The 18,330-nt window shown below is 67.3% G+C and carries 22 protein-coding genes; 12 read left to right on the top strand and 10 right to left on the bottom strand.

Going from position 1 to position 18,330, the window contains the following annotated elements; all coding sequences use genetic code 11:
- Nucleotides 1-37: 37 nt before the first annotated feature.
- From MRY80_RS23035 to sppA, 10 genes are all read right to left on the bottom strand, one after another.
- Entirely contained in the window at nt 38-880 is an 843-nt protein-coding gene (locus MRY80_RS23035) for a GNAT family N-acetyltransferase (protein ID WP_293294212.1), read from the bottom strand.
- A 158-nt stretch (nt 881-1,038) separates the two neighbouring features.
- On the bottom strand, nt 1,039-2,679 hold the full coding sequence (locus tag MRY80_RS23030; RefSeq protein WP_293293583.1) for an ATP-binding protein: 1,641 nt from the start codon (nt 2,677-2,679) through the stop codon (nt 1,039-1,041).
- An 86-nt stretch (nt 2,680-2,765) separates the two neighbouring features.
- The gene (locus MRY80_RS23025) at nt 2,766-3,761 is read right to left on the bottom strand and encodes an MDR family oxidoreductase (RefSeq protein WP_293293582.1); all 996 of its coding nucleotides are present in this window, start codon (nt 3,759-3,761) and stop codon (nt 2,766-2,768) included.
- A gap of 36 nt (nt 3,762-3,797) precedes the next feature.
- Nucleotides 3,798-4,283, bottom strand: coding sequence for a signal peptidase II (gene lspA, locus MRY80_RS23020; protein WP_293293581.1), 486 nt, complete (start codon nt 4,281-4,283; stop codon nt 3,798-3,800).
- Nucleotides 4,280-5,128 (bottom strand): RNA methyltransferase, encoded by an 849-nt coding sequence (locus MRY80_RS23015; protein WP_293293580.1) that lies wholly within the window; start codon nt 5,126-5,128, stop codon nt 4,280-4,282. Before MRY80_RS23015 ends, lspA begins: the two co-directional genes overlap by 4 nt.
- Nucleotides 5,125-6,144, bottom strand: a complete 1,020-nt coding sequence (locus MRY80_RS23010; RefSeq protein ID WP_293294210.1) for a class I SAM-dependent methyltransferase — start codon at nt 6,142-6,144, stop codon at nt 5,125-5,127. The genes MRY80_RS23015 and MRY80_RS23010 overlap by 4 nt, the downstream gene beginning before the upstream one ends.
- A 137-nt stretch (nt 6,145-6,281) precedes the next feature.
- Complete coding sequence (locus MRY80_RS23005; RefSeq protein WP_293293579.1) at nt 6,282-7,229, bottom strand: ornithine cyclodeaminase family protein; 948 nt, start codon at nt 7,227-7,229, stop codon at nt 6,282-6,284.
- Nucleotides 7,230-7,241: 12 nt separating this feature from the next.
- Nucleotides 7,242-7,586, bottom strand: a complete 345-nt coding sequence (locus MRY80_RS23000) for a lipopolysaccharide assembly protein LapA domain-containing protein (protein WP_293293578.1) — start codon at nt 7,584-7,586, stop codon at nt 7,242-7,244.
- Between the two features lie 53 nt (nt 7,587-7,639).
- Nucleotides 7,640-7,918 (bottom strand): integration host factor subunit beta, encoded by a 279-nt coding sequence (locus MRY80_RS22995; protein WP_293293577.1) that lies wholly within the window; start codon nt 7,916-7,918, stop codon nt 7,640-7,642.
- 35 nt (nt 7,919-7,953) lie between these two features.
- Nucleotides 7,954-8,907 carry a signal peptide peptidase SppA gene (gene sppA, locus MRY80_RS22990; RefSeq protein ID WP_293293576.1) on the bottom strand — a complete coding sequence of 318 codons (954 nt, stop codon included), beginning with the start codon at nt 8,905-8,907 and terminating at the stop codon, nt 7,954-7,956.
- Nucleotides 8,908-9,035: 128 nt separating this feature from the next.
- On the opposite strand from sppA, the gene lptC reads away from it, so the two are divergent.
- The 12 genes from lptC (at nt 9,036) to MRY80_RS22930 (ending at nt 18,322) form a co-directional block, all read left to right on the top strand.
- A complete protein-coding gene (gene lptC, locus MRY80_RS22985) occupies nt 9,036-9,752 on the top strand; it encodes an LPS export ABC transporter periplasmic protein LptC (RefSeq protein ID WP_293293575.1) in 717 nt (238 codons plus the stop codon).
- Between the two features lie 2 nt (nt 9,753-9,754).
- The gene (locus tag MRY80_RS22980; RefSeq protein WP_293293574.1) at nt 9,755-10,306 is read left to right on the top strand and encodes an LptA/OstA family protein; all 552 of its coding nucleotides are present in this window, start codon (nt 9,755-9,757) and stop codon (nt 10,304-10,306) included.
- Between the two features lie 48 nt (nt 10,307-10,354).
- Nucleotides 10,355-11,128 (top strand): LPS export ABC transporter ATP-binding protein, encoded by a 774-nt coding sequence (lptB, locus tag MRY80_RS22975; RefSeq protein ID WP_293294208.1) that lies wholly within the window; start codon nt 10,355-10,357, stop codon nt 11,126-11,128.
- A 91-nt stretch (nt 11,129-11,219) separates the two neighbouring features.
- The gene (gene rpoN, locus MRY80_RS22970) at nt 11,220-12,752 is read left to right on the top strand and encodes an RNA polymerase factor sigma-54 (protein ID WP_293294206.1); all 1,533 of its coding nucleotides are present in this window, start codon (nt 11,220-11,222) and stop codon (nt 12,750-12,752) included.
- Between the two features lie 136 nt (nt 12,753-12,888).
- Nucleotides 12,889-13,470 carry a ribosome-associated translation inhibitor RaiA gene (gene raiA, locus MRY80_RS22965; RefSeq protein WP_293293573.1) on the top strand — a complete coding sequence of 194 codons (582 nt, stop codon included), beginning with the start codon at nt 12,889-12,891 and terminating at the stop codon, nt 13,468-13,470.
- Nucleotides 13,471-13,537: 67 nt separating this feature from the next.
- A complete protein-coding gene (gene ptsN / locus MRY80_RS22960; protein ID WP_293293572.1) occupies nt 13,538-14,002 on the top strand; it encodes a PTS IIA-like nitrogen regulatory protein PtsN in 465 nt (154 codons plus the stop codon).
- 126 nt (nt 14,003-14,128) lie between these two features.
- The gene (locus MRY80_RS22955; RefSeq protein WP_293293571.1) at nt 14,129-14,887 is read left to right on the top strand and encodes an SDR family oxidoreductase; all 759 of its coding nucleotides are present in this window, start codon (nt 14,129-14,131) and stop codon (nt 14,885-14,887) included.
- A gap of 2 nt (nt 14,888-14,889) precedes the next feature.
- The gene (locus tag MRY80_RS22950; RefSeq protein ID WP_293294204.1) at nt 14,890-15,777 is read left to right on the top strand and encodes an SMP-30/gluconolactonase/LRE family protein; all 888 of its coding nucleotides are present in this window, start codon (nt 14,890-14,892) and stop codon (nt 15,775-15,777) included.
- A 40-nt stretch (nt 15,778-15,817) separates the two neighbouring features.
- A complete protein-coding gene (gene tsaB, locus MRY80_RS22945) occupies nt 15,818-16,498 on the top strand; it encodes a tRNA (adenosine(37)-N6)-threonylcarbamoyltransferase complex dimerization subunit type 1 TsaB (protein WP_293293570.1) in 681 nt (226 codons plus the stop codon).
- Nucleotides 16,495-16,992, top strand: a complete 498-nt coding sequence (gene rimI / locus MRY80_RS22940; protein WP_293293569.1) for a ribosomal protein S18-alanine N-acetyltransferase — start codon at nt 16,495-16,497, stop codon at nt 16,990-16,992. Before tsaB ends, rimI begins: the two co-directional genes overlap by 4 nt.
- Nucleotides 16,993-17,074: 82 nt before the next feature.
- Nucleotides 17,075-17,464: a Fur family transcriptional regulator gene (locus tag MRY80_RS22935; protein ID WP_293294202.1), complete on the top strand. Its 390-nt coding sequence runs from the start codon at nt 17,075-17,077 to the stop codon at nt 17,462-17,464.
- A gap of 6 nt (nt 17,465-17,470) precedes the next feature.
- A complete protein-coding gene (locus MRY80_RS22930; RefSeq protein WP_293293568.1) occupies nt 17,471-18,322 on the top strand; it encodes a lysophospholipid acyltransferase family protein in 852 nt (283 codons plus the stop codon).
- The last annotated feature ends 8 nt before the right edge of the window (nt 18,323-18,330 follow it).

Below are 18,330 nucleotides of genomic sequence, written 5' to 3'. Positions count from 1 at the left end.
GACCGGCGACGGTTCGGCCGTTTGACGCGGACCCGCTCTAAGCGGTCTTGGCGTCCGCAGCGAAGCGGCTGGCGTCGGCGCCGTAATAGCGCACATAGCGCTCGCTGATCGTCGCGACCGGCAGGATCACCAGCACGTCGGTGGTGCAGAAGGCGCGGTCGAGCACCGCCGTGCCGGAAAATTTCGCACCGAGGCGGAGATAGCCCTTGATCAGCGGCGGCAGCGCGGAGAGCGCCGCCTTCATGTCGACCGCCTCGACCGGCATCATGTCCATGCAGACCGCATCGCCGGTCGCCGCCTCGACAGCCCATTCGCCGGTGGCGCGGGCATGGTGGTAGAGGAAGGACAGCGGCAGCGCGTGCTGTTCGGCCTGGGCGCCCGCAAAGGAGGCGCAGCCGGTCATCACGTCGATCTCGTGGCGCAGGCAATAGGCCCAGATGCCCTGCCACAGGAGTTCGATCGTCCGCTTGGAGCGGTAGTCGGGCATGACGCAGGAGCGGCCCAGTTCGAGGAAGCGCTTGTCCTCGTGGCGCGCGACGAGCGTGTCGACGGCGTATTCGCTGGCCGAATAGAAACCGCCCGTGCGGGTGGCGACCTCGTCGCGCAGCAGCCGGTAGGTGCCGACGATCTGGTCCGGCGCCTCGCCGGGAAGGGTGGTGTCGAGGACGATCAGATGGTCGCACACCGCGTCGAAGCGGTCTTCGTCGCGATCGGCGACCGGCGCGTCCTGGGAAAAGGTGGCGCCCATCTCCTCGCCGAACACGCGGAAGCGCAGGCGCTGCGCAGCCTCCAGCTCGGCCGGCTCGCGGACAAGGCGTGTCTGAAGCGGCCCGATCTGGCCGAGCAAGGCACCATCGTCTGACGGAAGCGTGTCCACCAGCGAAGAAGGCGCAGTCTGTGACTGTCCGCCCCCAAGAACGGTCTGACTGGCGATGTTCACCCCGAACCCTTTATCTTGCGAAGGGTTGAAACCGCGCCGTCGCGCCCGATTCGGAGGCGCCGGCGAATTCGGCATTGGCTATCTACTCTTTGCGACAATCAGATGACGGAAGAGCAACCTTCCGAGGTCTTTCCGTTCAGCCTGGCGATCCGTGCATTGAATTCTTCCGGCGACAGCGGCTTTGTCAAGACCCCGTCGGCGCCCGCATTGACGACGGCGAGACGGGTCTCCGGCAAGACGTCTGCCGTCAGGGCCAGGATCGGCACCGGATCGAGGCCCGCCTCGTCCTCGTGACGGCGCACCGCCGAGATCGCCTCCACGCCGTCCATCACCGGCATGTGCAGGTCCATCAGGACGATGTCGAACGGCGCGACGGCGCGGCTGTCGCGCACGGCGTCGACCGCCGCCGCGCCGGTTTCCACATGGGTCACCCGATGTCCCAGCTTTTCGAGCATGCGCACCGCAAGAAGCGCGTTGACGGGATTGTCCTCGGCGACCAGCACCTTGAGCCCGGCCACGGCCTCCCGCGCCACCGCGCCGGCCGCCGGGGATGCGGCCCTTGCCTCATCGTCGCCGGCGACGATGCGCATCAGCGTTGCCGGGCGGATCGGGCGCGTCAGGAAGGCATGGCCCGCATCCTTGAAGGCGGCGCCGACCGAGCCCCTGTCTCGGGCCTCGATCAATGCGATCATCCGGGCCGGCCGTTCGGCGTCGTGGAGAAATGTGCCGGCGCCATCGGCGATGCGGTTGTCGATCATCAGCGTCGCCTCGCCCGTGGCGTCGCGGCAGGCCGCGATCGCCTCGGCCTTGTCGGCATGGACGGCAACCGCTGTGCCCGCTTCCGCCAGCGCGCTGCGCAGGAGTTCTGCTTCGACGCCGTTCGGGCTGAGGATCACGAAGCGTTCGGCCGTCAGTGCACCGTGTGACGCCCGCGCCGCCTGCGCGCCCTCGACCGGGAAGCGGATCGTGAAGCTGGTGCCGGCTCCGACCTCGCTTTCCAGATCGATCGTGCCGCCGGCCGCAATCACGATGCCCCGGGCGATGGCGAGGCCAAGCCCGATCCCCTCATGCGATCGGTCGATGCCGTTCGCGGCCTGTTCGAACTCGCCGAAGATCCGCTCCTGGTCGGCGGCGGCGATGCCCGGCCCCGTGTCCCGCACGCGGATGACAAGCGCATTGTCGGCGTATCCGACCGTGACCGCGACGCCGCCCTTGTCGGTGAATTTCACGGCATTGCCGATGATGTTGGTCAGCACCTGCCGCAGCCGTCCCGGATCGAAGACCGCGCTTGCCGGCAGGTCGGCGGCAAGGCCGTAGCCGAGATCGATGCCCTTCGCGTAGGCGCGTTCGCACAGCATCTCGACGACACCGCCGACCAGCGGCGCAATCGCACTGCGCTGCGGGTGAAGCTCCATGTCGCCGGCCTCGAAGCGGGCGAAATCCATCAGGTCGTTGACGAGCGTCAGCAACGCCTCGCTGGAGACCGTGATCGCATCGACGTAATTCTGCTGTTCCGGCGTCAGTTCGGTGTCGGCCAGGAGCTTGCCCATGCCGACGATGCCGTTGAGCGGGGTGCGGATCTCGTGGCTGGTCATGGCCAGGAAACGCGACTTGGCGCGGTTCGCGCGCTCGGCCTCCGCGCGGGCGCGCCGAAGCCCATCGACATCGCGCGCGCGCCCGGCGCCGAGCTGACGCAGCAGGCGCTTCCAGGGCGGCAGCTTGGGCGAGACGCGTGTCATGCGCGCGGTCTACACCACGCGCGGTTAGCGCCGGCTTGCGGCAACCGTTAAGATTGTCGCCAACCGTCCCGTTTTGGCCTTGCCGGCTATTTCGCCATGTCGATCACGACGCGGCCTCGCACCTTGCCGTCGAGGATGGCGTGGGCGGTGTCGATGATGTCGTCGAACCCGATCGTGGTGGAGAGGCGCGCCAGCTTGGCGGCGTCGAGGTCGGTGGCGATGCGGGCCCAGGCCTCCTCGCGGAGCGCCTTCGGCGCCATGACGGAATCGATGCCGAGCAACGAGACGCCGCGCAGGATGAAGGGCATCACGGTCGCCGGCAGGTCGAAACCCTGCGCCAGGCCGCAGGCAGCGACCGCGCCGCCATATGTCGTCTGCGCCAGCAGATTGGCGAGCGTGTGCGAGCCGACGGAATCCACCGCGCCCGCCCAGCGCTCCTTGCCGAGCGGACGGCCCGGTTCGGACAGTTCGGCGCGGTCGATCACCTCGGAAGCGCCGAGATCGCGCAGAAAGGGCTCCTCGCTCATGCGGCCGGTCGAGGCGATGACGTGGTGGCCGAGCTTGGCCAGAATGGAGATCGCGACCGAGCCGACGCCGCCATTGGCCCCGGTGACCGCCACCGGTCCGCGCTCGGGCGTGATGCCGTGGCGCTCCAGCGCCAGCACCGACAGCATCGCCGTGTAGCCGGCCGTGCCGACCGCCATGGCGTCATGGGCGGAGACGCTTTCGGGCCGGGCGATCAGCCAGTCGCCATTGACGCGCGACTTGCCGGCATAGGCGCCGTAATGGGTCTCGCCGGTTCCCCAGCCGTTCAGGATCACCTTGTCGCCCGGCTTCCAGTCTGGATGCTCGGAGCTTTCCACCGTTCCGGCGAAATCGATGCCGGGGATCATCGGCCAGCGCCGCACCACCGGAGACCGGCCGGTGATCGCCAGGCCGTCCTTGTAGTTGACGGTCGTCGCCTCGACATTGACGACGACGTCGCCTTCCATCAGGTCGTCGACGGAAAGCGTTTCCACGGCGACGGATTGCTTCTTGTCCTCGTCGCGGGAAACCAGGATCGCCTTGAATGTGTCCGACATCTCGCCCTCCCTTTTGGCTGTCGTAGAAAAACCCGCTCAGTCGGCGTTTTCAATCGCCCGTTCGCGCCGCCATGTCAGCACTTCGTCGAGTATGATCAGGCCCGCGCCGACGGTGATCGCCGAATCCGCGAGATTGAAGACCGCGAACGACCAGGCCGAGGTGTGGAACAGGAAATAGTCGATCACGTAGCCGAACATCGCGCGGTCGATCAGATTGCCGATCGCCCCGCCGATGACCAGCGCGAAGCCGACATGCGACACGACGCGCTCGGCCGGGCTCGACCGCCACAGCCACAGGACGAAAGCGATCACCGCCAGGCTGATCGCGATCAGCGGCAATGCGCCGAGGCCCCAGAGCATGGAAAAGGCGATGCCCTGATTGTGGGTCCGGTAGAGCGCGAAGAAAGGCAGAAGATCGATCGTCTCCTGATAGTCCATGAACCGCTCGACGAGGAGCTTGGAGACGCGGTCGGCGGCGACGATCAGGCCGATCGTCGTTGCGGCCGGAAGCAGCCGTTTCATGACGTCTCTCCGTCGAAGGTCAATGCGTGGCGGCGGATCTCGAACAGGCAGACGCCCGTGGCGATGGCCAGGTTGAGCGAATCGGCGCGGCCCGCCTGCGGGATCTTGATGAGCGTCGAACAGGCATCGGCCAACGCGTCGGTCAGCCCCGCCTGCTCGTTGCCCATGAGAAGCAGCACCGGCGTTTTCGTGTAGTCGGGCTTGCGGTAATCGACCGCGCCCTTGAGATGCGTGCCGACCGTGATGCCCGGCCATTTGCCGGCAAAGGCGATGAAATCGGCCTCGCTCAGTCGGGCGAGCGGCATCGCGAAGATCGAGCCCATGGTCGCGCGCACGGTCTCCGTCGCGAAGGGGTCGGTCGTCTGCCCGACCAGGATGACGCCCTTGGCGCCGACGGCGTCGGCGGTGCGGATGATGGTGCCGAGATTGCCGGGATCGCGCACCCGGTCGAGCGCCACCCAGACCTCGTTGCCGGACGGACGGATGCCCGACGGCGACAGCCAGCGCTGCTCGAACACGCCCATGACCATTTGCGGATTGTCGCGCCGCGCGATCGCGCCGAGCACCTTTTCCGACACGATCAGCACGTCGGCGCCCTGGGCGATCGAGCGCGCGGCGAGCGCCTCGACATGGTCCTGCCCCCGGCCGGCCTTGGCGTAGATCAGCGTGCGCAGCGTCCAGCCGTTCTCGATCGCGTCGATGACCAGCTTCATGCCTTCGGCGAGGAACAGGCCCGTCTCGTCGCGATGCCGCTTCTTTTCGAGAAGGCGGATGTCCTTGATGATCGGATTGGTGAGGCTGGTGACTTCCTTGACCCGGCCCGGTCCGCGCCGCGCCTCGCTCATTGCGCGCCCCCGGCGATCCAGCGGCTGTAGAGCGAGGTCGACAGCGCCCGGTCGCCCGCTTCCTCGCGGATGATCAGTTCGCCGGACTGGATCAGCCCCGCCTTGCCGTAGCCGGTGAAGACGTCGCGCATCATCTCGTGCATGGCGAAGAAGGAGGCGCGAATGGCGTAGGCCGTCAGCGTCATCATGACCGGGTCCTCCGACAGGATGTCGCGGCAGGCGTCGAGCATTTCCGGCAAGTTCTCGAACAATTGCCAGACCTCGCCGGCCGGACCGCGCCCATAGGCGGGCGGGTCGAGCAGGATGATGTCGTAGGCATTGCCGCGCCGGGCCTCGCGCTGCACGAATTTCAGGGCGTCCTCGCAGATCCAGCGGATCGGCCGATCGGCAAGCCCTGCAAGGTCCTGGTTCTCACGCGCCCAGGTGATCGCCTTTTTCGACGCGTCGACATGCGTCACATGCGCGCCGGCCTTCGCCGCGACGAGCGAGGCAACGCCGGTGTAGCCGAACAGGTTGAGAACCTTGAGCTGACGGTCCGCGTTTTCGATCCGCGCGGCCATGTCGCGCCAGTGGACCGCCTGTTCCGGGAAGACGCCGATATGGCGAAACGAGGTGAAGCGGCCGAAATAGGCGGTGCCGTCAAAGGCCATGCGCCAGGTTTCGCCGAGCTGCTTGCCCGGGAACCGCCAGCGGCCGAGCCCCTCCTCGTCCGTGTCGCCGGTGAAGACGGCATCGGCCTTGGCCCATTCGGCGGCCGGCAGTTTCTTCGCCCAGATCGCCTGCGCCTCGGGGCGGATGATGCGGTAGGGGCCGTAGCGCTCCAGCTTCTCGCCGTCGCCGCAATCGAGCAGCGCATAGTCGCCGTCGGCGGCGGTCTCCAGGATCACCGGCGCTTCGCCCGCGGGCACGGCGCCGCTGCGCGGCGCCCGCGGCGCGCGCTGTTCCGGCTTGGCCGCCTTTTCCGTCGGCTGGGCGTGTTTCGGCCGCGGCCGGAACGCCTTCGCGCGGCCGTCCACGGGTTTTCCGCCGGACGGGCTGCCGGTCCGGCTCTTTTTCTGGGTCTTCTTGCGCGGATCCGTCTGGGCCAATGATCGGGCTTTCGAAGTGTTTCGGCCGTCTATGGCGCAATCGGCCGTGAAATCCAAGCGGGCGCCTAGCCGGCGAGCTTCGCCGCAAGGATGGCGGCGGCGAGATCCTCGAGCGCCGCGCCGGTCGATTTGAACAGCGTGATTTCGTCGTCGGACGACCGGCCGGCATGCGCGCCGGTGGTCAGCGCCGCCAAGTCGGCGCGAATGTCGGCGCGCGCGATCACGCCGTCGTTCAGCGGCTGCACGATGTCGCCGCCTTCCTTCGTCGCACCCTCAAAGGTGTCGACGAAGACCGTGGCGCGGCGCACGCAGTCGTCGTCGCTCTCGCGCATCTGCGGCGTGAAGGCGCCGACCAGGTCGACATGCGTTCCGGGTGTCAGCAGCGCCCCCTTGATCAGCGGCACGGACGACAGGGTCGCCGCGCTGATCGTGTCGGCCTCCTCGACCGCCTCGTCGAGATCGCTGGCCGCGCTCGCGTCGAACCCGTCGCGCCACAGCGCGTTGGCGAGCGCTTCGGCCTTGCCGATCGAGCGGTTCCAGATCCGGATGCGGCGATAGGGGCGTGCGGCGGCATGGGCGCGCGCGAGGAAGGGCGCCAACTCGCCGGCGCCGACCACCAGCAGCGTGTCCGGTTCGCGCGGGGCGAGATAGCGCGCGGCAAGCGCCGAGGCGCAGGACGTGCGCCACAAGGTCAGCCGCGTGCCGTCGATCAGGGCCCGCGGCGCGCCCGTCGCGCCGTCCATCAGGATGTAGGAGGCCATCACGGCGGGAAGGCCCTCGGCGCCGTTGTCCGGCGTCACCGTCGCGATCTTGACGCCAATATGGCCGCTGACGACCTCGTTGCTCCAAGCCGGCATCAACAGAAGCGTCTGGTCCGCGCCGCTAGGCCGCGCGATCGTGTGATGATGGCGCAACGGCGCCTGGACGCCTTCGGCGAAGGCGTCGCGCAACGCATCCGTCACGCCTTCGAATGTGAACAGGCGGTCGAGATCCTCGGCGGAAATGAAATTCATGCGGCCCCCGCGTCAGCGCGACAGGGCGAGCGAGCGGCCGGACGGCGCTTCGCCACCGGTCTTGCGCTTGCTGTCCTCGACCTCGAAACGAAGGCTGTCGGCTTCCTTCTTGTAGCGCCGCTCCATCTTGCGGTGCTTGCCCTGGGCGAACCACGCGCCAACGCCGCCCGCGACGACGCCGACGGCGAGCGCCGCCAAGAGCCAGATGAACATCGGCGCGTTGACCGTCAGAAGCGGGTTCTGCGGATTGAACACGTCGAAATGCAGGGGCACCGAACCACGATTGGACACTGCCAGCGCGATCAGCACGATCGCCAGCGGAATGGTGATGAAGATGGAAATCAGTCGCCGAACCATGATCGTTCAACTCCCGCAGGCGCGCCGGACTGTCAAGCCCGTCGCCGCCCGGATCACTTGTTGAGCCGCTCGCGCAGTTCCTTGCCGGTCTTGAAGAACGGCACCCATTTCTCCGCAACGGCGACCTTGTCGCCGGTTCTCGGGTTCCTGCCCTCGCGGGCCGGACGGTTCTTCACGGAGAATGCGCCAAATCCGCGCAGTTCCACGCGATTGCCCTGCGCGAGGCTGTCGGTGATCTCGTCGAACACCGCGTTGACTATGTTTTCCACATCGCGCTGGAACAGATGCGGGTTCCGGTTGGCGATGATCTGGACAAGTTCGGATTTGATCACGGCGTTCCCCCCCGTTTCGATGGAATGCCGACAGGCTAGTGGCCAACGTGCCAAACGGAGATCAGACCGTCAAGAAGGAGACGCTGCCTGATCGCGTCGACGGACGCGGATGCGGACGGGCCGAAGCCCATGATCCGGGCCATCGCCTGCGACCACAATTCGCCCGAGGTCGCCTCGCCGGCGTCCCATTCGATGACCTTCAGGTCGTCGGAGACCCCTTCGGACGAAAGCCAGTCGCGCGCGACCTCCTCGCCGCCGAGCGCGTCGATCAACTTGCGGTCGAGCGCCTGGCGCCCGGTGAAGACGGACCCGTCGGCCAATTCGGTGATCTCGGCGGACGACAGGCCGCGCCGTTCCTCGACGATGCCCTTGAACCAGTCGAAGCTGTCGAGCACCATGGCCCGCATCATCTCTTCGGCCCCCGGCACGGGCTTGCCCGTCATCGACGGCTCGCCCTTCAGCGCGGTCGACTTGATGGACTTCACCTCGACACCGAGCGTCTCAAGAAGGCCCGAAACGTTGGGCGTCTGCAGGATGACGCCGATCGAGCCGACGATCGAACTCTGGCGTGCGACGATATGGTCCGTGCCCGACGCGATCATGTAGGCGGCCGACGCGCCGAGCGTGCCGATCTGCGCCACCACCGGCTTGTCTGCGGCCAGCCGTCGCACGGCCTCGTAGATCGCCTCGCCGCCGGCCGTGGTGCCGCCGGGCGAATCGATGGCGAGGATCACGCCCTTGACGGCGTCGGTCTCGCCGACCTCGTCGATCAGCGCGACCAGGTCCTCGTTTTCGACGATGGTTCCCTCGACGCGCAGCTTGGCGACATGCGGCCGCGACTTGGCGCCGAAACCCTCTTCCGGCTGCATGGCGAAAACGATCGAAACGAGACAGGCGAGCGCCACGATCAGCGCCACGCTGCGCCAGAAGGTCAGTTTTCGGCGCAAACGCCGCCGGTCGATGATGTCATCGGCGAAATGATCGGTCATGATGCTCCCGCAAGATCCGCGTCGTCAGGGCCGTTTGCCGGGCCTGATTTCTGCCATCGGATCGCCACCACTTGGCCTGATCCGGGAATCAACATATGTCCGCAGTTGCGAATTGGCGAGATCGATCCATGCAATACCATGCAAAAACCGGGGTTCCGGACGGCCAGACGCCGCGCGAGGCGGCGCGCCAGCGCGCCTATCGCAGCGCGCGGTCGCATTCCGGACGGGTACGCTTCGCCAAGTTCGCCCTGCCGGTCATCGGCGTCCTGGCGCTTCTCTTCATGGTCGGCTGGATGTGGCTGTCGCGCATCGTTCCCGACATCAATGTCGACGTCTCGGCGAGTTCCATCCGCGACGGCAAGCTGGTGATGGCCAATCCGAAACTCGACGGCTACACCTCCGGCGACCTGCCCTATTCGCTGCAGGCCGCCCGCGCCATCCAGGAACTGACCGGCGAAGGCGCGGTCGATCTGGAGGAGATCCTCGCCGCCGTGCCGTTCGGCGAGGGCGACCGCGCCACTGTGACGGCGCTTGCCGGCCGCTACAATTCCGAGGCGAACACGCTGACGCTGCGCGAATCGATCGAGGTGGAGAGCACCAACGGCATGAGCGCGTCGTTCAAATCGGCCGATCTCGACCTCGCCGCCGGCAGTCTGACGACCGAGGATCCGGTCCGCATTTCCATGCCGGGGGCCACGATCGAGGCCGACCGGCTCGAAGTCTCCAACAACGGTCGTCGTTTGCTCTTTGAAAGCCGCGTCAAACTTGTGGTAGAGCCGGCCCTATTCAAGCCCGATGCGTTGCCGGAATTGCCCGACGACGTCCGCCTCAAGACAGGGAATTGAACATGCGCATGACCTCCTTTTCGCGCCAGGCGGCCTATGCCGCCCTCATGGCACTCCTGGTCGTCGGCGGCCCCGCGCTCGCCCAGAACCGCACCACCGGCCTGCGGCTGGACAGCAACCGCCCCGTGCAGATCGAGGGCGACCAGCTCGAAGTGCTGGAGGATCAGGGCAAGGCCGTGTTCAACGGCAATGTCCGCGTCGCCCAGGACAAGACGGTGCTGCGCACCGGACGGCTCGTGATCCATTACGCCAGCGGCGGATCGGGCGGCTCGATCACCTCCAGCGCCTCCAAGATCGAGAAGCTGGAAGCCACCGGCGGCGTCAACATTCAGAACGGCACGCAGGTCGCGACCGGCGACACCGGCGTCTTCGACATGCGCACGGAAGTGCTGGTGCTGTCGGGCAAGCGCGTCACCCTGTCGGAAGGCGGCAACGTGGCGACGGGCTGCAAGCTGACCGTCTCGATGAAGGACGGCCGCGCCAAGCTGCAGGGCTGCGGCGATTCCGGCTCGCGCCCGACCATCCTGCTGCAGCCGCAGTCGTCCGGCAATTAGGACCTCACGGTGTCGGTCGATGACGCGCCGCATGAGGGCGACGGCGGGGTGACATCCGCGCAAAGGGCGCAGGCCGGTTCGCAAGGCGCGAACAAGTGGCAGGGAACGCTGGTCGCACGCGGCCTGAGCAAGAGCTATCGCGGCCGCAAGGTCGTCGACGGCGCGTCGATGGGCGTGCGCTCCGGCGAGGCCGTCGGGCTGCTCGGCCCGAACGGCGCGGGCAAGACCACCTGCTTCTACATGGTCACCGGGCTGGTGCCGGTCGATTCCGGCCAGATCCTGATCGACGGCAACGACGTCACGCGCATGCCGATGTATCAGCGTGCCCGCCTCGGCATCGGCTACCTGCCGCAGGAAGCCTCGATCTTTCGCGGCCTGACGGTGGAAAAGAACATCCTCGCCGCCCTGGAAGTCGTCGAGAAGAGCGCCGCCGAGCGCCGCCGCAAGCTCGACGCGCTGCTCGACGAGTTCTCCATCGCGCATCTGCGCAAGGCGCCGTCCATCGCGCTGTCGGGCGGCGAGCGCCGACGCTGCGAGATCGCCCGCGCGCTGGCCTCCGATCCGACCTTCATGCTGCTCGACGAACCGTTCGCCGGCGTCGATCCGATCGCGGTCTCCGACATCCAGGAGCTTGTCCGCCACCTGACCCAGCGCGGCATCGGCGTCCTGATCACCGACCACAATGTCCGCGAGACGCTCGGGCTGATCGACCGCGCCTACATCATCCATGCCGGCAAGGTCCTGACCCAGGGCAAGCCCGAGGAAATCATCGCGCATCCGGACGTTCGCCGCTTCTATCTCGGCGAAAGCTTCTCAATGTGACGACCCATTCGCACAATACGATTTGACAGCGCCGCCGCGATAAGCAATTTTCGGGCCAGTTTGCGTTCGCGTAGGGGGTAAGATCTTGGGTATGGCGCTTTCGGCCAAACTCAATCTGCGGCAGAGCCAGTCGATGGTGATGACGCCGCAGCTGCTGCAATCAATCAGGCTGCTGCAATTCACGCAACTGGAACTCGACCGCTTCGTCCAGGAGCAGATCGAGTCCAATCCGCTTCTGGAACGCGGCGCCTCAGACGACCAGGACGCGCGGGCCGACGGCCCGGCGGAGGCCGGCCCCGCTGAGGACGCCGGCTCGAACTCTGACTGGTCGATGGACGAATTGGAAGTCAGCGCGGAGGCGATCGCCGACAAGCTCGACTCCTCGCTCGACAACGTCTTTCCCGACGATCCCGGCCGTTTCGACAACGCCGCATCCGCGCAGGGCCCGTCCGCCAGCCGCACCGGCTCCGACGTGATCGGCCGCCCGGACGGAGACTTCGACCTCGAGGCGGTCGTTGCCGACAGCCTGACATTGCGCGATCACCTGGCCGAGCAGATCAGCCTGACGCTGCGCACGGTCGCGGACCGCGCCATCGCCTTCGATCTCGTCGATGCGCTCGACGCCAACGGCTATCTCGACGCCGAACTCGACATCGTGGCCGACCGGCTCGGCTGCGAACTGGAAGACGTCGAGGCCGTTCTGGGCGAACTCCAGACCATGGACCCGGCCGGCGTCTTCGCCCGCGATCTCGCCGAATGCCTCGCCCTGCAATTGCGCCGCAAGGACCGGTTCGACCCGGCCATGGCGACGCTGGTGGCCAATCTGCCGCTCCTGGCACGGCGCGACTTCAAGGCGCTGTCGCGCCTGTGCGGGGTCGACGAGGGCGATCTCGTGGACATGCTGGCCGAAATCCGCACGCTCGACCCGCGGCCCGGCCTCGCTTTCGAAACGTCGGGCGCCCAGGCGATCGTCTATGACGTCGAGGTGCGCGAATCGGCCGACAAGAGCTGGCGCATCGAACTGAATTCCGACGCCCTGCCCCGCGTGCTTGTGGATCGCGACTACTATGCCGAGGTTTCACGCGCCGGTTTGTCCACCGATGAAAAGGCGTTCATGAGCGAATGCCTGCAAAACGCCACGTGGCTGGAGCGCAGCCTCGACCAGCGGGCGACGACGATCCTCAAGGTCGCCACCGAGATCGTGCGCCAGCAGGACGGATTCTTCATGCGCGGCGTCAGCGCGTTGAAGCCGATGACCATGAAGATGGTCGCCGACGCGATCGGCATGCATGAATCGACGGTCAGCCGCGTCAGCGCCAACAAATACATGCTGACACCGCGCGGCATGCTGGAATTCCGCTATTTCTTCACCGTGTCCATTCCCGCCAGCGGCGCCGGCGAGGACGGGCATTCCTCGGAAGCCGTACGCCAGCGCATCCGTGCGCTGATCGACGCGGAGACGCCGGAGGCGGTGCTGTCCGACGACGCGCTCGTCTCGATGCTGAAGACCGAAGGGGTCGACATCGCGCGGCGGACCGTCGCCAAGTACCGCGAGGGCATGAACATCGCCTCGTCGGTGCAGCGGCGGCGCGAAAAAAGGGCGCTGGCGCTGGCCGCCGGCTGACATGCGGGCCGGGCGGCGCAAGTGTCGCACCGGCGTCATTTTTCTGTCAGCGTCTCTTCACAGTCTTGCATCTTTCGCCCAATCTGTGGTTTGGGCGGCCCTTCCGCCCCAACGAAGAAGCAAGAAGGAGTGACACATGGGTTTGCGCGTTTCTGGGAAGCACATGGATGTCGGCGACGCATTCCGCCTCCGCATCGAGGACCGCATCGAGGAGGCCCTGTCCAAATATTTCGACCGGGGCGCCAATGGTCACGTGACTGTGGAAAAGGCCGGCAACCGGTTCACGACGGACTGCATGCTGCACCTGGATTCGGGCGTCGTGCTGCAGGCGACGGGCGAGGCGCAGGAGCCGCAGGCCAGCTTCGACGCCGCCGCCGAGCGCATCGAGAAGCGCCTGCGCCGCTACAAGCGCCGCCTCAAATCGCATCACAGCGAAGAGGCCGCGAGCCGCACCGAGGAATATGCATACCGCGTTTTGGAGGCTGTGCCGGAGACCGAGGAGGAGGAGCTTCCCGAAGATTTCGCGCCGGTCGTGGTCGCCGAAACCTCGATGAAGCTGGCGACCCTGCCGGTTTCGACGGCCGTATTGCAACTGGACCTGCAGGATAACCCGGTATATGTGTTCCGCAATGCAGGCAGCGGCGACGTCAATCTCGTCTACCGCCGTGCCGACGGAAACATTGGCTGGATAGACCCGGGCTCAATCAAGCAGTCTTAATTCGGATGTGTTGAAACGCGCCGCCCTCGCGCGCGCTGGTGCTCGGATTGTCCGCAAGGATAGGCAGATGGATCTCGGTGAGTTTGTCACACAGGAAGCGATCATCCCGGATTTGCGGGTAAGCTCCAAGAAACAGCTCCTTCAATCGATCGCGGAAAAAGCGTCCGAACAAACCGGCCTCTCGGCCCGCGCAATCTTCGACACGATCCTCCAACGCGAGCGTCTCGGCTCGACCGGCGTGGGGAAAGGCATCGCCATTCCCCACGGCAAGTTCGCGGAAGTGGAGCGGATCGTCGGCGTCTTCGCGCGGCTGCACACGCCGATCGAATTCGAAGCGCTGGACGACCAGCCTGTGGATATCGTGTTCCTGCTGCTGGCGCCGGAAAGCGCCGGCGCCGACCATCTGAAGGCCCTGTCGCGCATCGCCCGCGTGCTGCGCGACCCGGTGCGCATCGCCAATCTGCGCGCCACGGCCGACCCGGAAGCGCTCTATTCCTTCCTGACGCGCGAAGCGACGTCCAACGCCGCCTGAGGCCGCCCGGCCGGCATCGGCCCCGTTGCCGCAGGCGCGAACCTTGCCCACCCCTCGATCGGCTTTGCACCTTTCCCGCTGCGGCGATAGCATGCGCGACGGGGGAAGGCCGAGGGAGGACAATTCATGGCGATCTACGAGGATTTGAGGGACGCCTCCGTGCTGGTCACGGGCGGCGGGTCGGGAATTGGCGCGGCGCTGAGCGAGGCGTTCGTCGCGCAGGGCGCGAAGGTCGCCTTCATCGACAATGCCGAGGCGCCCAGCCGGGCGCTGGTCGACCGGCTGACGCCCGGTGCGCGCCACGCGCCGCTCTTCCTCAACGCCGATCTGCGCGACATCGCCGCTTTGCGGGCCGCAGTCGAACAGGCGGCCGCGGCGCATGGGCCGGTCACGATCCTGATCAACAACGCCGCGCGCGATGACCGTCACGAGATGGACGCGGTCGACGAGGACTATTGGGAGAACAATCTGGCGATCAATCTGCGCCCGCATTTCTTCACCATCCAGGCCGTCGCCGACGGCATGAAGACGGCCGGCGGCGGCGCGATCGTCAACTTCACCTCCACCGCCTTCATGCTGAATATCGGCGACATGCCCGCCTACACGTCGGCCAAGGCCGGCATTGTCGGCCTGACCAAGGGCATGGCCGGCAAGCTCGGACCGGACAACATCCGTGTCAACGCGATCGCGCCCGGCTGGGTGATGACGGATCGCCAGAAGGAACTCTGGGTCACCGAGGAGGGCCTCGCCGAGATGATCGGCCGGCAATGCCTCAAGGAGCCGATCCAGCCGGAGGACATGGTCGGACCATGCCTTTTCCTCGCCTCGTCGGCCGCCCGCATGGTGACCGCGCAGGTCCTGATCGCCGACGGAGGCATGATGTGACGATGGAGGCGACGCAATCAGGCGTGACGGTCCTGTCCGAAACGCCCTGCCGGCTTGGCGAAGGGCCGACCTTCGACCCCGCCCGCCAAACCCTGTTCTGGTTCGACATCCTGGAAGCGAAGCGTTACGCGCTGCATCTGCCGAGCGGCACGCAAACGGTTCTGGACCTGCCGGAGATGGCGAGCGCCATGGCGGTGATCGACGCCGAACGCGACCTGATCTTCACGGAAACCGGCCTGCACATCCTGCACACCGCCACGGGCAAGACGGTGTTCCACCGCCCGATCGAGGCCGACACCCCCGCCACGCGCTGCAACGACGCGCGGGTGCACCCGTCCGGCGCCTTCTGGCTCGGCACGATGGGCAAGCAGGCGGAAGACGGCGCGGGCGCGATCTACCGCTATTTCCGCGGCACGGTCGAAGTGCTGTTCGACCGGATCAGCATTCCGAACGCCACCTGCTTTTCGCCCGACGGGACGCGGGCCTGGTATGTCGATTCGCGCAAGCGCCAGTGGATGACGGTCGCCGTCGACCCCGCCAACGGCGCGCCGATCGGCGAACCCGCCCTCTTCCACGATTTCGGCGCGCAGAAAGGCGCGCCCGACGGCGCGATCTGCGACGCCGACGGCAATCTGTGGCTCGCCCGCTACGGCATCGGCCGGCTGAATCAATTTTCGCCGCAGGGCAATCCGCTGCAATCGATCGACATTCCGGCGGCGCAGACCACCTGCCCGGCCTTCGCCGGCGACGGACGGATCGCCGTCACCACCGCGTTCCAGGATCTGGACGCGGCGGCACGCGCGGCGGACCCGCTGGCCGGCCAGACCTTCCTTGTCGAGACGCCGGTGAGGCCGAATTACGATCCGCCCGTCGCGTTCGGCGGGGCGTGAGCGGCTTGCGGAGGCGTTGAGCCTCGACTAACCAATCTCGATGCTCACGCTCGCCATCGACACCGCCGCCAATTTCTGTTCCGCCTGCCTCTGGGACGACGCGACGGATCGCGTGCTGGCTTCGGAGGAACGCGACATCGGGCGCGGCCATGCCGAGCAGCTGATCGAGACCGTCGAAGCCGTCATGCGCCACGCCGGCGCCGAATATGCCGATCTCGGACGGATCGCGATCGCCGTCGGCCCGGGTTCGTTCACCGGCATCCGCGTCGGCGTCGCGGCGGCACGCGGGTTCGGCCTGGCGCTCGGCGTCCCCGTCATCGGCGTGACCACGCTGGCCGCACTGGCCGCCGACGCGCTGAGCGAGGCCCCCGGTCCCGTCACGGTCGCGGTCAGCGGCGGGCGGGGCCAGGTCTTCATGCAGAGTTTCGACGCCGACAACCGGCCGACGAGCGATCCCGCGGCCGTCGAGGAAGAGGCGGCCGCCGGGGCGATTCCGGCCGACACGGCGCTTCTTGCCGGCAACGCGGCGGCGGATCTCGCGGGCGCGCGCGGCATCGCGGCGGTCCAGGACCGGGCGACCGGCTCGATCGCCACCGTGGCGCGCCTCTCCGTCACCGCGCCGCAGGACCCGAAACCGCTCTATCTGCGCGGCGCCGACGCCAAGCCGCAGCAGGGTTTCGCCGTCGCCCGCACCGGCACCTCGGACGGGAGCGCGCGATGAAATGGACGCTGTTCGGCTGGCTCTGGCCGCTCGACGTCGTGGTCGATCCGCTGGAGGACGCGCATGCGCGGTCGATGGCCGATCTCCACGCCCACAGCTTCGTGCGGCCGTGGACGGATGGCGAGTTCCACGACATGCTGACGCAACCGACGACCTTCGGCTTCGTGGTGCGCGAACTGACCTGGGGCAAGGCGCGCATCCTCGGCTTCGTGCTGGCGCGCGGCGTCGCCGGCGAAGCGGAGATCCTGACCATCACGGTCGCGCCCGACTGGCAGGGCCACGGCCTCGGCCGCAAGCTGATGGACGCCGTCCTGTCGAAGGCGCATCGCGACCGCATCGAATCGGTGTTCCTGGAGGTCGACGAGACCAACCGGCCGGCGCTGGCGCTCTATCGCCGGCTCGGCTTCTTCCAGGTCGGCGGCCGTCCCGACTATTACCGCGATCCCTCGGGTCGCAAGACCGCCGCGCTTGTCATGCGCCGCGATCTTCGCTAGCAACCGCGCTACTTCGAAACGGACGGGTGGCGTGACCGAGGACAAGGCGAAAACGCTGGAAGAACTCTGCGTCGAGCGGGGCATGCGCATGACCGGCCAGCGCCGCGTCATCGCCGGCGTGCTGCAGGACGCGCTCGACCACCCCGACGTCGAGGAACTGTATCGCCGCGCCTCGAGCGCCGATCCCAACATCTCGATTTCGACCGTCTATCGCACCGTCAAGCTGTTCGAGGATCTCGGCATCATCGAGAAGCACGAATTCCGCGACGGCCGCGCCCGCTACGAGCCGATCCCCGACGAGCACCACGATCACCTGATCGACGTGAAGTCCGGAGAGGTCATCGAATTCCGCAATGCGCGCATCGAGGCGCTGCAGGAGGAAATCGCCCGCGAACTCGGCTACCGCATCGTCGATCACCGGCTGGAACTCTATGCCGTGCCCCTCGACGAAAAGGCCGAGGACGGAGACTGACAGGCGGTGTATCGGCGCATCCGTCTGACGTTCATCCTCACCACGCTGGTCGCGATGACGGCGCTCATGGCGCCCGTCCAGATCCTTGCCATCCGGCGCGGCCGGCCACTGCGGCGACGCCTGCCGCATGGGTGGCACCGCATCGCCTCGCGCCTGCTCGGCCTGCGCGTCACCGTGCATGGCCGGCCGGCGCGCCATGACGGGATCGGCGTGCTGATCGCCGCCAATCACGCCTCCTGGCTCGACATCGTCGCGCTCGGCGCGGCCACGCCGGTCTCGTTCGTCGCCAAGCACGAAATCGCCGGCTGGTCGGGGGTCTCGACCCTGGCGAAACTGCAGGAAACGATCTTCATCGAACGCGCGCGCCGCGGCACGGCGGGCGAACAGGCCGCGCGCATCCGCGAAAGGCTGGCACGCGGCGACACGATCGTCCTGTTTCCCGAAGGCACGACCTCGGACGGCAATTTCATCCTGCCGTTCAAATCCGCGCTGTTCGGCGCGGTCGGCGTGGAGGCCGGCAGACGGGCGGACGCCTCGAAGGACAAGCCGGGCGGCGACGGGCCGATCCATGTCCAGCCGGTCGCCATCGTCTACACACGCGTGCACGGCGTGCCGATGGGGCGCTACGACCGGCCGGTCGCGGCCTGGCCGGGCGACGTCGAACTGGGCCCGCATGTGCTGGGCGTGCTGGCCGCCGGCGCGCTGGACGTCTCCATCATCTTCGGCGAGCCGATCGTCGCCACGCAGATGCCCGACCGCAAGGCGCTCGCCGCGGCCTGCGAGGAGGCCGTGCGCGCCATGGCGTCCGAGGCGCTGCGCGGACGCGCGCAGCTTCCAAGCGGCGCAAAAAACCGCTAAGGACCGGG

Source organism: Oricola sp. (assembly GCF_022763245.1).
Classification (GTDB): domain Bacteria; phylum Pseudomonadota; class Alphaproteobacteria; order Rhizobiales; family Rhizobiaceae; genus Oricola.
The sequence above is the reverse complement of the archived record's forward strand: the minus strand, read 5'-3'. Positions and strand labels throughout refer to the sequence as shown.